The sequence below is a fragment of the Streptomyces sp. T12 genome (assembly GCF_028736035.1).
GTDB lineage: Bacteria > Actinomycetota > Actinomycetes > Streptomycetales > Streptomycetaceae > Streptomyces.
Genome location: NZ_CP117866.1, coordinates 3,525,935 through 3,539,940 on the forward strand (window position 1 = coordinate 3,525,935; position 14,006 = coordinate 3,539,940).

At 71.9% G+C, this 14,006-nt stretch carries 13 protein-coding genes and 1 pseudogene; 5 read left to right on the forward strand and 9 right to left on the reverse strand.

All coding sequences use genetic code 11. The features are described from left to right. Entirely contained in the window at positions 1 to 528 is a 528-nt protein-coding gene (locus PBV52_RS15690; RefSeq protein ID WP_274238983.1) for an RNA polymerase sigma factor, read from the reverse strand. Positions 529 to 836: 308 nt separating this feature from the next. Between PBV52_RS15690 and PBV52_RS15695 the strand changes: the two genes are divergently transcribed. After that, complete coding sequence (locus PBV52_RS15695; RefSeq protein WP_274238984.1) at positions 837 to 1,853, forward strand: aspartate-semialdehyde dehydrogenase; 1,017 nt, start codon at positions 837 to 839, stop codon at positions 1,851 to 1,853. On the opposite strand, the gene PBV52_RS15700 is transcribed toward PBV52_RS15695, so the two are convergent. Further along, positions 1,850 to 2,326, reverse strand: a complete 477-nt coding sequence (locus PBV52_RS15700; RefSeq protein ID WP_274238985.1) for a DUF1203 domain-containing protein — start codon at positions 2,324 to 2,326, stop codon at positions 1,850 to 1,852. The two genes, PBV52_RS15695 and PBV52_RS15700, sit on opposite strands and share 4 nt — an antisense overlap. Positions 2,327 to 2,438: 112 nt before the next feature. Here PBV52_RS15700 and pepN point away from each other — a divergent pair, with 112 nt between their 5' ends. After that, positions 2,439 to 5,015 (forward strand): aminopeptidase N, encoded by a 2,577-nt coding sequence (gene pepN / locus PBV52_RS15705; RefSeq protein WP_274238986.1) that lies wholly within the window; start codon positions 2,439 to 2,441, stop codon positions 5,013 to 5,015. Between the two features lie 90 nt (positions 5,016 to 5,105). Here pepN and PBV52_RS15710 read toward each other — a convergent pair whose 3' ends face one another. Continuing rightward, a complete protein-coding gene (locus tag PBV52_RS15710; protein ID WP_274238987.1) occupies positions 5,106 to 6,014 on the reverse strand; it encodes a LysR family transcriptional regulator in 909 nt (302 codons plus the stop codon). A gap of 165 nt (positions 6,015 to 6,179) precedes the next feature. On the opposite strand from PBV52_RS15710, the gene PBV52_RS15715 reads away from it, so the two are divergent. Then, a complete protein-coding gene (locus tag PBV52_RS15715) occupies positions 6,180 to 7,076 on the forward strand; it encodes an SDR family oxidoreductase (RefSeq protein WP_274238988.1) in 897 nt (298 codons plus the stop codon). 15 nt (positions 7,077 to 7,091) lie between these two features. Here PBV52_RS15715 and PBV52_RS15720 read toward each other — a convergent pair. The 4 genes and pseudogenes from PBV52_RS15720 to PBV52_RS15735 form a co-directional block, all read right to left on the reverse strand. Then, positions 7,092 to 7,739, reverse strand: a pseudogene (locus PBV52_RS15720) (maleylpyruvate isomerase N-terminal domain-containing protein); the annotation flags it as partial. Between the two features lie 27 nt (positions 7,740 to 7,766). Further along, positions 7,767 to 8,687 carry a LysR family transcriptional regulator gene (locus PBV52_RS15725; protein WP_274238989.1) on the reverse strand — a complete coding sequence of 307 codons (921 nt, stop codon included), beginning with the start codon at positions 8,685 to 8,687 and terminating at the stop codon, positions 7,767 to 7,769. A gap of 14 nt (positions 8,688 to 8,701) precedes the next feature. Continuing rightward, entirely contained in the window at positions 8,702 to 9,628 is a 927-nt protein-coding gene (locus tag PBV52_RS15730) for a DMT family transporter (protein WP_373921872.1), read from the reverse strand. A 35-nt stretch (positions 9,629 to 9,663) separates the two neighbouring features. Continuing rightward, the gene (locus PBV52_RS15735) at positions 9,664 to 10,650 is read right to left on the reverse strand and encodes an EamA family transporter (RefSeq protein WP_274238990.1); all 987 of its coding nucleotides are present in this window, start codon (positions 10,648 to 10,650) and stop codon (positions 9,664 to 9,666) included. 121 nt (positions 10,651 to 10,771) lie between these two features. On the opposite strand from PBV52_RS15735, the gene PBV52_RS15740 reads away from it, so the two are divergent. After that, positions 10,772 to 11,284 (forward strand): MarR family winged helix-turn-helix transcriptional regulator, encoded by a 513-nt coding sequence (locus tag PBV52_RS15740; protein ID WP_274238991.1) that lies wholly within the window; start codon positions 10,772 to 10,774, stop codon positions 11,282 to 11,284. 53 nt (positions 11,285 to 11,337) lie between these two features. On the opposite strand, the gene PBV52_RS15745 is transcribed toward PBV52_RS15740, so the two are convergent. Next, the gene (locus tag PBV52_RS15745; RefSeq protein ID WP_274249404.1) at positions 11,338 to 12,789 is read right to left on the reverse strand and encodes an FAD-dependent monooxygenase; all 1,452 of its coding nucleotides are present in this window, start codon (positions 12,787 to 12,789) and stop codon (positions 11,338 to 11,340) included. A 165-nt stretch (positions 12,790 to 12,954) separates the two neighbouring features. On the opposite strand from PBV52_RS15745, the gene PBV52_RS15750 reads away from it, so the two are divergent. Further along, positions 12,955 to 13,536, forward strand: a complete 582-nt coding sequence (locus PBV52_RS15750; RefSeq protein ID WP_274238992.1) for a TetR family transcriptional regulator — start codon at positions 12,955 to 12,957, stop codon at positions 13,534 to 13,536. 204 nt (positions 13,537 to 13,740) lie between these two features. On the opposite strand, the gene PBV52_RS15755 is transcribed toward PBV52_RS15750, so the two are convergent. Next, positions 13,741 to 13,998, reverse strand: coding sequence for a hypothetical protein (locus PBV52_RS15755; protein ID WP_031476771.1), 258 nt, complete (start codon positions 13,996 to 13,998; stop codon positions 13,741 to 13,743). Positions 13,999 to 14,006: the final 8 nt, after the last annotated feature.

Sequence of the window (14,006 nt, forward strand, 5' to 3'; positions counted from 1 at the left end):
TCACACCACCTCGTCCTCGTGCAGGCGGGCGCGCAGGGCCCGTACCGCCGTGTGCAGCCTGCTCTTGACCGTGCCCTCCGGGATGCCGAGCTCCTCGGCGATGTCGCGCACCGGCAGGTCGCCGTAGAAGCGCAGGACGAGGACCTGACGCTGGGCGTCGGGCAGGTCGTCCAGGCCCCGGGCGACGGCGAGGGAGAGCAGGCTGGTGTCCTCGCCGGAGGGGTGTTCGAGCTGGCGCAGGGAGGCGAGCCGCTCCCCGAGCCGCTCCTGGCGCTTCTTGGCCCGGTGCCAGTCCATGGCGAGGTTGGAGGCGACGACCGCCGCCCACGCCGAGACGTCCCGCGGCGCCTCCCGACCGCTCGCGGCCCGCTCCAGCAGTCGCAGGCGGACCTGCTGTACCCCGTCCAGCAGGTCCGCCTGCGGCACCCCGCCCAGCGCGAGCACCGCCCGCACCCGACGCTCCTGGGCCGCGTCCAGAGGATCTGTGTGATCGTCCTCCTGGGCACGGCGGGTCTTTCTGCGCAGCACAAGCCACCCCCCTCACCGCGTTTCTCCTACGACGCCGCAGCGCACGGAAACGTTCGCCCGGGTCGCCGGGAGTTTCTGCGAGGCGTACGTCACACCGCCGCGCGGGCGCAGCACAGCTTGCGGAACGAAGGCCTCGTTGGGCGAATTTCTGCAGCTCAGTGTGGGTGTGCACGGGAGTTCCAGTACCGCCGGACGGGTCGGGGTGTCCCGGTCCTCGGGCATGGAACGCAAAGAATTGGACAGGCGGACCCGGGTCGGCCGCATGATGGAAAGGCCGCAGACATTCAAGAACACGTAAGGGAGACGCCGTGAGGGTCGGAATCGTCGGAGCCACCGGTCAGGTCGGCACGGTCATGCGCAGGATCCTCAAGGAGCGCGACTTCCCGGTCACCGAGCTGCGCCTGTTCGCCTCGGCCCGCTCGGCGGGGACGGTCCTGGACGGCGTGACGGTGGAGGACGCGACCACGGCCGACTACTCCGGCCTGGACATCGTCCTGTTCTCGGCGGGCGGCTCGACCTCGAAGGCCCTGGCGCCGAAGGTCGCCGCCCAGGGCGCCGTGGTGATCGACAACTCCTCCGCCTGGCGCCGCGACCCCGAGGTCCCGCTGGTCGTCTCCGAGGTGAACCCGCACGCGATCGCCGACCGCCCCAAGGGCATCATCGCCAACCCGAACTGCACGACGATGGCCGCGATGCCGGTACTGAAGCCGCTGCACGCCGAGGCGGGCCTGGAAGCCCTCGTCGTCGCCACCTACCAGGCCGTCTCCGGCTCCGGTCTGGCCGGCGTGGACGAGCTGTTCGAGCAGGTCAAGAAGGTCGGCGACGACGCGCCCAAGCTGACCCACGACGGCTCGGCGGCGGAGTTCCCCGAGCCGCACAAGTACGTGGCCCCGATCGCGTACAACGTCCTGCCGATGGCCGGCTCGATCGTCGACGACGGCCTGAACGAGACCGACGAGGAGCAGAAGCTCCGCCACGAGTCCCGCAAGATCCTGGAGATCCCCGGGCTGAAGGTCTCCGGCACCTGCGTGCGCGTCCCGGTCTTCTCCGGCCACTCCCTCCAGGTCAACGCCCGCTTCGCCCGCCCGATCAGCGTCGAGCGCGCCAAGGAGCTGCTCGCCGGCGCCCCCGGCGTGGCCCTCACCGACGTCCCGACCCCGCTCCAGGCGGCCGGCCAGGACCCGTCGTACGTCGGCCGCATCCGCACCGACGAGACGGTCGAGCACGGCCTCGCCCTCTTCCTCTCCAACGACAACCTCCGCAAGGGCGCCGCGCTGAACGCGGTGCAGATCGCGGAGCTGGTGGCGGCGGAGCTGAAGGGCTAAGCCCTGCGCACCTCGTAGAGGAAGCAGCCGTACTCGACGGCCCGGACGTGGACGAGCGCCACGGCCGGGTCGTCGAACGCGTTCTGGAGGGCCCCGGCGACCCCGTTCGCGTCCGCGACCAGCTGTCCGCCGAGGATGTGCCCCTCGGCCGAGTAGCGGCGCACCGTGCGGTGGGCGTTCGTGAAGGGCAGGGCGTCCCCGTCCGGTCCCGCGCACTCCTCCGCGTGGATGAAGACGGGCCCCTGCTCGTCGTACGCCCCGGGATCGGCGCCGTTCTCGGCCGCCCAGCGGCGCAGGGGAGCGTACGAGACGAGGGCGGTCCGCTCGCCGGGCGCGCTGTGGCGCAGACAGCAGCGCAGGGGCGACCCGCCCTCCTCGTCGGTCACGGGAACCATTCGGCGCCCCGCATCGTCAGCAGAGCGCAACCCCTTCAGGGCCGTCGGGGAGAGAGGGCATGCGAAGTAGGTCGTCATGTCCCCAGCCTCACGCGCGTCCGCCCCGCCCACCGGCGGTAAACGGACATCGCGCTCCGTGCAGGTCCCGTGGAAGGATGGCGCAACCCACACATATCGAGGAGATGACCGCGTGCCTGGCACAAACCTGACTCGCGAAGAGGCACAGCAGCGGGCGAAGCTGCTCACCGTTGACTCGTACGAGATCGATCTCGACCTCTCCGGCGCGCAGGAGGGCGGCACCTACCGGTCCGTGACCACGGTGCGCTTCGACGTCGCCGAAAACGGCGCCGACTCCTTCATCGACCTCGTGGCCCCGACCGTCCACGAGGTGACCCTCAACGGCGACCCGCTGGACGCGGCCGAGGTCTTCAAGGACTCCCGGATCGCGCTGCCGGGCCTGCTTCAGGGCCGCAACGTCCTTCGGGTCGTCGCCGACTGCGCGTACACCAACACGGGCGAGGGCCTGCACCGCTTCGTCGACCCCGTCGACCAGCAGGCCTACCTCTACACCCAGTTCGAGGTCCCGGACGCCCGCCGCGTCTTCGCGTCCTTCGAGCAGCCCGACCTGAAGGCCACCTTCCAGTTCACCGTGAAGGCCCCGGAGGGCTGGACGGTGATCTCCAGCTCGCCCACCCCGGAGCCCAAGGACAGCGTCTGGTCCTTCGAGCCGACGCCGCGCATCTCGACGTACATCACGGCGCTCATCGTCGGCCCGTACCACTCCGTGCACAGCGTCTACGAGAAGGACGGCCAGTCCGTCCCGCTCGGCATCTACTGCCGTCCCTCGCTCGCCGAGTACCTCGACTCGGACGCGATCTTCGAGGTGACCCGGCAGGGCTTCGACTGGTTCCAGGAGAAGTTCGACTACGCGTACCCGTTCAAGAAGTACGACCAGCTGTTCGTACCGGAGTTCAACGCGGGCGCGATGGAGAACGCGGGCGCGGTGACCATCCGCGACCAGTACGTCTTCCGGTCCAAGGTGACGAACGCGGCGTACGAGACGCGCGCGGAGACCATCCTGCACGAGCTGGCCCACATGTGGTTCGGCGACCTGGTCACCATGGAGTGGTGGAACGACCTGTGGCTGAACGAGTCGTTCGCCACGTACACGTCCATCGCCTGCCTGGCGTACGCGCCCGAGTCGCGCTGGCCGCACTCGTGGACCACGTTCGCCAACCAGATGAAGACGTGGGCGTACCGCCAGGACCAGCTGCCGTCGACGCACCCGATCATGGCCGAGATCCGCGATCTGGACGATGTGCTCGTCAACTTCGACGGCATCACCTACGCCAAGGGCGCCTCCGTCCTCAAGCAACTCGTCGCCTACGTCGGCATGGACGAGTTCTTCCAGGGTGTCCAGGCGTACTTCAAGCGTCACGCCTTCGGCAACACGCGCCTGTCCGACCTGCTGGGCGCCCTGGAGGAGACCTCCGGCCGCGACCTGAAGACCTGGTCGAAGCAGTGGCTGGAGACGGCGGGCATCAACATCCTGCGCCCCCGGATCGAGACGGACGCCGATGGCGTGATCACCTCCTTCGCGATCCGCCAGGAGGCCCCCGCGCTGCCGACGGGCGCGAAGGGCGAGCCCACCCTGCGCCCGCACCGCATCGCGGTCGGCCTGTACAACCTCGACGAGGCGACGGGCAAGCTGCTGCGCGACGAGCGCATCGAGCTGGACGTGGACGGCGAAGTGACCGCCGTACCGCAGCTGGCGGGCACCCGCCGCCCGGACGTGGTCCTCCTCAACGACGACGACCTGTCGTACGCCAAGGTCCGCCTGGACGAGGAGTCGCTGGCCTTCGTCACCGAGCACCTCGGCGACTTCGAGGCCTCGCTGCCCCGGGCGCTGTGCTGGGCGTCGTCCTGGGACATGACGCGCGACGCGGAGCTCGCCACCCGCGACTACCTCTCCCTGGTCCTGTCGGGCATCGGCAAGGAGTCCGACATCGGTGTCGTGCAGTCGCTGCAGCGCCAGGTGAAGCTGGCGATCGAGCTGTACGCCGACCCGGCGGCCCGCGAGGCCCTGCTGACCCGCTGGACGGACGCCACGCTGGCCCATCTGCGCGCGGCGGAGCCGGGCGGCGACCACCAGCTGGCCTGGGCGCGGGCGTTCGCGGCGACGGCCCGCACGCCGGAGCAGCTGGACCTGCTGGAGGCCCTGCTGGACGGCTCCCAGTCGATCGAGGGCCTGGCCGTCGACACGGAGCTGCGCTGGGCGTTCGTGGAGCGCCTGGCGGCGGTGGGCCGCTTCGACGAGACGGAGATCGCGGGCGAGTACGAGCGGGACAAGACGGCGGCCGGTGAGCGCCACGCCGCCACGGCCCGCGCCGCCCGCCCGACCCCCGAGGCCAAGGCCGAGGCCTGGTCGTCGGTCATCGACTCCGACAAGCTCCCGAACGCCCTCCAGGAAGCGGTCATCGCCGGCTTCGTCCAGACCGACCAGCGCGAACTCCTGGCCTCCTACGCGGACAAGTTCTTCGAGGTGGTCAAGGACATCTGGGACGCCCGCTCGCACGAGATCGCCCAGCAGATCGCGGTCGGCCTGTACCCGTCGCTGCAGGTCTCCGAGGAGACCCTGAGCAAGACGGACACCTGGCTGGAGTCGGCCGAGCCGAACGCGGCCCTGCGACGCCTGGTCTCGGAGTCCCGGGCGGGTGTCGAGCGGGCGCTGAAGGCGCAGGCGGCGGACGCGGCGGCCGAGCAGTAGCCGAGTAGCAGTCGAGTAGCAGTCGAGTAGCAGTCGTACATACGCCGATCGGGGCGCCCGGTGCTGCACCGGGCGCCCCTTCGCGTGCGGTCAGCCCGCCGGGCGGATCAGGTGGGTCCGGGCGCATTTGCGGAAGGCCGCCACGAGACGGTTGCGGTCACCGGCGCGGGTGGCCAGGGCGACATGGCTGGGCTCGACGCCGTGCAGCGGGACGGTGGTGAGGTCGGGGCGGAGGGTGTGGCCGCGGGCGCCGGCCGCGATGACCAGGGCCTGTCCGTCGGCGACGACCTCGAACTTGTCCTCCAGGGCCGCGATGAGGGGACCGTCGGGCGCCGGGCTGCCGTCCGGCCGGGGGTCGATCCGCCAAAAGGCGTCCCAGGCCGGATCGGCGCCGGCCACCCGCGGCAGGGGTTCGCCGGCGATGTCGTCGACGGTGACGGACTCCTTGCCGGCGAGGCGGTGGTCGAGGGGGACGACCAGGACCCGGGGCTCGTCGTAGAGGACGATCACGTCCAACTGGTCGGTGGGGAAGGGCAGTCGGGCCACCAGCGCGTCCACCCGATGGGCGTGCAGTGCCTCGTGCGCCTCGTCCCAGCCCAGGTGCACGGATCGTACGTCGGCCTCCGGGTGCAGGCGGCGCAGCTCGCGCACCGCCGGGGTGACGATGATTCCCGTGGTGAAGCCGACGGTGATCCGGCTGGGCTCGGCAGCGGCCCGCGCCTGCGCCACGGCCTGGGCGGCGGAACGCAGCAGCGCCTTCGCGCGGGGCAGGAACACCTCGCCCGCCTCGCTGAGCCGGGCACCCTGCGGGGTGCGGTCCAACAGGCGGGCGCCCACTTGGCGTTCGAGGCGGGCGATCTGCCGGCTCAGCGACGGCTGGGTGATGTGCACGGCCTCGGCGGCACGGCCGAAGTGGCGGTGCTCGGCGACGGCGACGAAGTACCGGACCAGGCGGAGGTCGAGGTCCGGGTCGGGGGCTGGGGCTGAGGCGGCGGCCATGGGGTGAGCGTACGTCACCTACCTTCGGCTGCCCGCAAATTCCTTCGACTACCTGGGCTGATGCCTGAAGTGCATTGCCTCATCCGAAACAGGCTTTGGACGCGGGCGGCGCCCCCTTCGGACGATGGAGGCACACCCACTCGTCCTCATTCGAAGGGCTGCACCATGCGCGTATTCGTCACGGGCGCCACCGGTTTCATCGGTTCCGCCGTCGTCCGCGAACTCCTGGACGCCGGGCACCAAGTCGTGGGCCTGGCCCGCTCGGACACCGGTGCCGCGGCGCTGACGGCCGCCGGGGCCGAGGTGCACCGCGGGGACCTGGACGACCCCGACAGCCTGGCCGAGGGGGCGGCCGCGGCCGACGGGGTCGCCCATCTGGCTTTCATCCACGACTTCTCGGACTTCGCCGCCTCGTGCGCGGCCGACCTGCGCGCCGTCGAGGCGATCGGGGCGGCGCTGGAGGGGTCGGGCAAGCCCTTCGTGCTGTCCATGGGGACGGCGGGACTTGAGCAGGGGAGGGTCGGGACAGAGGAGGACACGGTTCCCCCGGAGTCGTTCGGAGCGCTCCGGGCGTGGTCGGAGCACACGGCCATGGCGCTGGCCGAGCGCGGGGTCCGCTCGTCGTCCGTCCGGTTCGCGCCGTCCGTGCACGGCCGGGGCGACCACGGCTTCGTCCCGCAGCTGATCTCCATCGCCCGCGCCAAGGGGTTCTCGGCCCACGTCGGTGACGGCTCCAACCGCTGGCCCGCCGTGCACCGTTCGGACGCGGCCCGCCTGGTACGGCTCGCTGTGGAGGCGGCACCGGCAGGCTCGCGGCTGCACGCCGTCGGCGACGAGGGCATACCGTTCCGCGACATCGCCGCCGTCATCGGCCGCCACCTGGACCTGCCGGTCACCGGCATCTCCCCCGGCGAGGCGTCCACCCACTTCGGCTGGCTCGGCCACGTCACCGCCCTCGACGTACCGGCGTCGAACGCCCTGACCCGGAAGTGGCTGAGCTGGGAGCCGACGGGGCCGGGGCTGATCGAGGACCTGGAGGAGGGGCACTACTTCAACTCGTAGGCGGGGGGTGGGTTCTCCCCGGGCGGAGGCGGCGGCCGCGTCCGGGCCCCCGTCGGCAGCAGTGCCGGGCAGAGTGTCGGGCGTGGGGAGACGGGTGGCCCGTGCGCCGTCGGCGGAGAGTGAGAGGCGCCAGGAGCGGCCCTCGGTGGCGTGGAAGTCGACGGCAGCGGGCTGGTGCGGCCAGGCGCTCGTCGTCGCGCAGCAGGTGAACAGGAACTCTTCGACACCGTCGAGTGGCACCTCGTCCGGCAGCGGCTGCGCGGCACCCACGGTGAGCTGGGCGTCGTAGGTGTGCGTCGCGATCTCCTGCAGCTGGTGTCGGGCGGCGGCACCGCAGGTCTGCGGCGACTGCGACGCACCCCACCACGTCCAGCAACCTCGATCCGGGCCGGCCTTCCGCAGCGCGTCCAACAGCTGCTGAGTCGATGCGGCCAACCACTCCAGCAGGGCCTCGCGCTCCCGAGGCACAGCCGGGCCCTCCGGCGCGGACTTGGCCGAGGCGGTAGGCCCCGCGGCGACGGTGGCGGCCCAGGAGCGGCGCCCCTCGCCCAGATGCTGCACCAGATCGAACAGCGTCCACTCGGGGCAGGTCGGCACCTGCACGTCGAGGCTGGGGGCGGAGGCGACCGCGGCGCGGTACGGGCCGCGTGTCCTCGAGGGCAACGGCGTCCGGGCCCGCCGCCGTGCGCGTCAGCGCGACGGCCCGTCGGCGAGTCCGGACGCGACCGCCCGCAGGGCATCCAGCACCCTGCCCACCGCCGCCCCTTCCTCGGCCCCCTTCCGCACCGCCGCCACCACGTGCCGCCGAGGCCGGTCCGCGGTCAGCTCCCGCATCACCACGCCGCCCTCCCTGCGCACCGCCGCCGTGCGCGGCACCAGCGCGACCCCCATCCCGGCCTCCACCATCGCCAGGATCGCCGTCCAGCCGGCCGCCGAGTGCCCCTGGACAGGGCTGAACCCGGCCGCCTCGCAGGCCCCGCGGGTGATGTCCGACCAGGGCCCGCTCCCGCCGAAGATCCACGGCTCCCCCGCGAGATCGGCGAGCCGCAGCCCGTCCGCGTCGGCGAGCGGGTGGTCGCGGGGCAGCGCGATGTCGAGGGGGTCGGCGAGCAGCGGGACGCGGGTGAAACGGGGGTCGGCGGCCGTCGGGGCCTGCGCGGCGAGGGACAGCGCGAGGTCGACGTCCCCGGCGGCCAGCAGCTCGTACGCCTCCCCGGCCTCCGCCTCCCGTACCCGTACGACCACCCCGGGATGCGCCTCCCGCAGGGCCCGCACGGCCGGTACGACCAACGCGGGCACCGCCGTCGAGAAGGCCCCCACCCGCACCTCCCCCACCTCGCCGTGCACGTAGGCCGCCAACTCGGCGTCCGCCCGCTCCAGTTGCTCGAACACGGCCTCGGCGTGCCGCAGCACCAGCCGCGCCGCGTCCGTCAGCCGCACCCGCCGCCCCTGTGCCTCCAGCAGCGGCACCCCGAGCTGCTTGGCGAGATTCGTCAGCTGCTGCGACACGGCCGACGGCGTCATCCGCAGCGCTTCGGCCGTTGCCGTCACGGTCCCCCGCTCCCTGAGCGTCCGCAGGATCTGCAGCTTCCGGATGTCCCACTCGACCATGGCGGCAACCTACGTCACCGACTCGACCCGGCCCCCAGGACGACCCCGCCGAGGATCAGCGCCATGCACAGCACCTGCGTCCAGCCTGTCGCCTCGCCGAGCACCGCCCAGGACAGCAGGGACACGCACACCGGCTGGAGGTAGTAGACGACCCCGGCGCGGCTCGGGCCGACCAGTGCGATCGCCCTGTTCCAGGCGAAGAACGCGACGGCGGAGGAGACGACTCCCACGTAAAGGATCGGCAGGACGGTCCCGGGCGTCGGCTCGAAGCCGCCCTGCAGCGCCAGGCTGACCCCCTGTGCGGGCGCCAGCAGGACCGCGCCCAGCAGGAACGTGGTGAACAGGAAGGCCACCCCGCCCAGTTCGGCCGGCTTGCGCCGCAACAGACCGCTGTACGACGCGAAGCAGCAGGCCGCGGCCACCATCCACAGGTCCCCTGCCGCGAACCCGGCCCCGCCCGCGCCACCCCCGATCAGCAGCACGACGCCCGCACAGGCCGTCAGCAGCCCCGCCACCCGGCGCGCGCCCAGCCGGACCCCCGCGACCCCTTCGAACACGGCCATCAGGACCGGCGAAGCGGCCATGATCATGCCCATGTTGGCGGCGGTCGTGGTCAACCCGGCCTGGTTGACGAGGGTGTTGTAGGTGGTGACGCCGAGGAGAGAGGCGAGGAGCACGAACCCGAGGTGACGACGGATCACCTTCCGCTGCCGCCAGGCCTGCCGGGCACCGAAGGGAGCCACCGCGGCCAGCGCCACCAGCCACCTCCAGAACGCCTGCTGCACCGGCGGCACGCTGTCGTGCAACGCACGGGAGGTGACGAAGCTGCCCGACCAGACGACCGTGGCGAGGGCGGCGAGGGCGATGCCGAGGACGGGTGCGCTGAGAAGGGAGGCGGTGGTGGGGGTGGAGGTGGCGGTCCTGGGGAGGACGACGGTCACGGAGATCCTTTCGCTGGTCGGTGATCGGGCTCGATCTACCGTTGCAGCGTCGGATTTGTCACGTCCATCGAATCTTTTTGACGCTTCTTTTCAGCAGAACTGAATGATCCGCCACTGAACGATCTGCCACTGAACGATCCCGCGACCGTTCCGCCCACCCCGATCTGCCCCACGACCGTCGCCCCGAACGCGAGCACCATGCCCGCCAGTTGGAGCGGGGCCAGCGCCTGCCCCAGCGCCGCCCAGCCGACCACGGCGGCGGTCAACGGGGACAGCGGGCCGAGGAAGGTGACCTGCGTGGCGCTGAGGCGGCCGATGCCGCGGAACCACAGCCAGTACGCGACCGCCGTGTTCGCCAGCGCCAGATAGAGGTAGCCGCCGACCGCCCGGCCGTCGAGCGCGGGCGGGGCACCCTCGACCAGGAGGGCGAGGGGCGCGATGAGCAGGCCGCCGGCCGTCAACTGCCAGCCGGTGAGGGCGAGCGGGCCGACACCCTCGGGGCGCCCCCACCGCTTGGTCAGGACGGTGCCGGTGGACATGGACGCCGTGGAGGCCAGGGCCGCCAGCAGGCCGACGAGATCGAGCGCCCCGGCCGCCTTCAGCACCACCAGGCTGACGCCGAACGCCGCCACGACCCCGGTGAGCACGTTCCGCACCGTCGGCCGCTGCCCGAGGAGCAGCGCCGAGAGACCCACGACGAACAGCGGGCCGACCGAACCGACAACCGCCGCCATACCGCCGGGCAGCCGGTACGCGGAGAGGAAGAGGAGAGGGAAGAAGGCACCGATGTTCAGCGCCCCCAGCACCGCCGACTTCCACCACCAGGCGCCGCGCGGCAGCACGCGAGCCAGGGCGACCAGCAGCAGGCCGGCGGGGAGGGCGCGCATCAGGCCGGTGAACAGGGGGCGGTCGGCCGGCAGGAGCTCGGTGGTGACCGCGTAGGTCGTGCCCCAGGAGATGGGCGCGAGGGCGGTGAGGAGTATCAGGGCGGGAGAGACACCGCCGACGCGGTTGGCGGCCATGGAACGCACCCTTCGAAGTAGGTCAGCGCAAAGTAGGTCAGCAGGAAGCAGCTTAGCGTCAAGCCACTTTCCGTCAAGCTACTTTCTTGCAGGCCAGCATCAGACCGCCGATACTCGACATATGAGCGAACGCCCCCAGCGCAGGGACCCCGTCGACGCGATCATCGACCAGTGGGCGGCCGTGCGGCCCGACCTCGACACCAAGGCGATGGAGGTCTTCGGGCGGATCTACCGCCTCTCGCGCACACTGGGCGACCGCATGGAGAAGGCGTACGCGCCTTACGGCATCTCGCGCGGCGAGTTCGACGTCCTGGCGACCCTGCGCCGCTCCGGTGAGCCCTACACCCTCTCGCCCCGCCAGCTCTCGGCGACGCTGATGCTCACCACCGGAGGCATGACCGGCCGGCTCGACAAGCTGGAACGGGCCGGCCTGCTGCGCCGCTCCCCCGACCCGCACGACCGCCGCGGCCTGCAAGTCACGCTCACCGAGAAGGGGTTGGACATCATCGACCAGGCGGTCGGCGCCGGCTTGGCCGTCCAGACGGAGGCCCTGTCCACCCTCGACGACGAACAGGCCGACCAGCTGGCCGACCTGTTGCGGGAGTTGCTCGCAGGGGCGCCCGAACCGCGGTAGGGGGATCCGGCCTCCGACAGGAAGGGGCCGACCCCGGTCAGGAGGGGCTTCCCTCACCCCACGTGGACGGCGAGCGCCTCCTCGATCGCCCGCGTGTCCGCGGAATCCGCCGCCCACGCCACGTATCCGTCGGGCCGCACCAGCACGGCCGTACGGCGGTCGCCCGCCCAGCGTTCCACCGCCAGCCGGCCCTTACGGGCGCCCTGACTCCCGTAGGCCTCCGGGACGATCAGGACGAACCGACCGCCACGCAGGGCCTCGTAAAGGCGGCCGCTCTCCAGAGCCACGTCCGGGACGCGGGTGCCGACCAGACGGTGGGAGGCGCGCGGGGCGGGGTACCGGTAGCCGATGCCCGAGATCTGGGCCAGCGCCTTCGCCCGGGCGGGCCGGGCCGCGTTGACGACGACGGAGACGAGGGCGCGTACGGCGCGCAACGCCGGGTTCTGCGCCCTCGCCAGCCGGACCAGCCCACCGCTGCTGCGGAGCACGGCCTTGCCGACCGGGTGGCGCTCGGCCTGGTAGGTCTCCAGGAGCCCCTCGGGCAACCGCCCCTTGACGACCGCGGCGAGCTTCCAGCCGAGGTTGGCCGCGTCCTGGAGGCCGGTGTTCATGCCCTGGCCGCCGGCCGGCGAGTGGACGTGCGCGGCGTCGCCGGCGAGGAAGACCCGTCCGACCCGGTACTGCGGCGCCTGTCGCTCGTCGCTGTGGAAGCGGGAGAGCCAGCGCGCGTCATGCATGCCGTAGTCGGTGCCCAGGGCGCGGCGGGTGACCTCCTTGACCTCGTCGAGGTCGAGCGGGGCGTCGTCGGGGACCTCGTGGTGGCGGTTCCAGCCCATGACGCGGTACCAGCCGTCGCCGAAGGAGGCGATCATCGCGAAGGCGTCACCGGCGCCGTTGACGGTGAGCACGCTCTCGGGCCGCTCGGCGAGCCGCACGTCCGCGAGGAACAGGGACTTGATGACGGAGACGCCGGGGAAGGGCAGGCCCACGGCCTGGCGTACGGCGCTGCGGTGGCCGTCCGCGCCGACGACGTAGGCGGCGCGGCGCGTGACGACCGCCCCGTCCGGGCCGCGCACGTCGAGGTCGACCCCGCTGTCGTCCTGCCGCAGCCCCACGACCTCGCTCTCGAAGAGGAACTCGACACCGAGCTCACGCGCCCGCCGCTCCAGCAGCCGCTCGACCTCGTACTGCGGGGTGATGAGCAGGAACGGGAAGCGGGACGGCAGCGTGCCGAGATCGAGGGAGAGGCGGCGGAACAGGCGCAACTCGGTGATGGTGCTGCCGGTGGCGAGCAACTGGTCGGCGAGGCCGCGGGCGTCGAGCTGTTCCAGGGTGCGGGCGTGCACGCCGAAGGCGCGGGAGAGGTTGCTGATCTTGTGAGGGCGCTTCTCGACGAGGGCGACGGGGACGCCGGCGGCGGCGAGGTCACCGGCCAGGAGGAGCCCGGTCGGGCCGGAGCCGACGACGAGCACGGGGTGGGTGGTGCTGGTGCTGGTGCCGTTCATGGTGGTCATGGTGGCCTCCTGGTGCCAACGCCTGTGGGCCAACAGTTGCTGGCCAACGCTCGTAGGTCAACGCCTGTTGGTCAACGCTTGTTGGCAACCATAGAACCGCCCCGGCGAGGACGTCAACGCTTGTTGGCCCACGAATGTTGGCCTACGCTTGTTGACATGCCCCAGAGCAAGCCCCCCACCCCAGCACGCCGTTCCGAGGCCACCCGCACGGCGATCCTCGACGCGGCCCGCGAGCGCTTCGCGGCCGACGGTTACGAGCGCGCCACCATTCGCGCCATCGCCAAGGACGCGAACATCGATCCGTCGATGGTGATGCGCTACTTCGGCAACAAGGAGGGTCTGTTCGCGGCGGCCGTCGCCATAGATCTGAAGCTGCCGGACCCGGCGTCGCTCCCCCGGGACGAGGTCGGCCGGGCGCTCGTGACGCACTTCCTGGCCATGTGGGAGGAGAACGAGGTCCTCACGGCCCTGCTCCGGGTCGGCGCGACCAATCAGGCCGGGGCCGAGCGCATGCGGGGCATCTTCGGGGAGCAGTTGCTGCCCCTCGCCCGCCGGGTGTGCCCCGACCCCGAGCAGGCCTCGGCGCGGGCCGCACTGGCGTCGTCGCAACTGCTCGGGCTGGCGCTCACGCGCTATGTCCTACGGTTCCCGCCCGCCGTGGCGCTGGCCCCCGAGGAGGTCGTGGCATGGCTGGCGCCCACGGTGCAGCGGTATCTGACCGCGCCGCACCCGGCGTGAGCGCCGCCTGCCCGAGAACACCTGACGGACCTGGCGAAACCAGCGAACCCAGACATTCCTGCAGAGAACACACCGAGGGCGCCGGCCTCGCCCACGTACGGCGGATGCGCGTACGTGCGACAGGGTCGGCGCCCTCGGGGAAGCAGTGACCGGGCGGAAGATTCCTGATCAGCGTGATCAGGCCGAGCCGGCCCAGCCGGCCAATCAGGCCTTCGCCTTGGCCTTCGCCTTCGGCTGGCGGTCCGTGGAGCGGTCCAGGACCATCACGAGGCCCGCGATGACCGCGAACAGCACGATCGGGGCCAAGACGAACTGGCCCAGCGTCTCCATGACGCTCAGGCCCTGACCGGGGTCGTCGCCGTCGTCGCGCGTGAGCGCGAGCGCGGGGGACGACATGAGCAGCATCATCAGCGTCGTACCGGCAGCCAGGGCGCCGGCGCGCAGGGCGTTCTTCTTGTCCACGGGGCCAA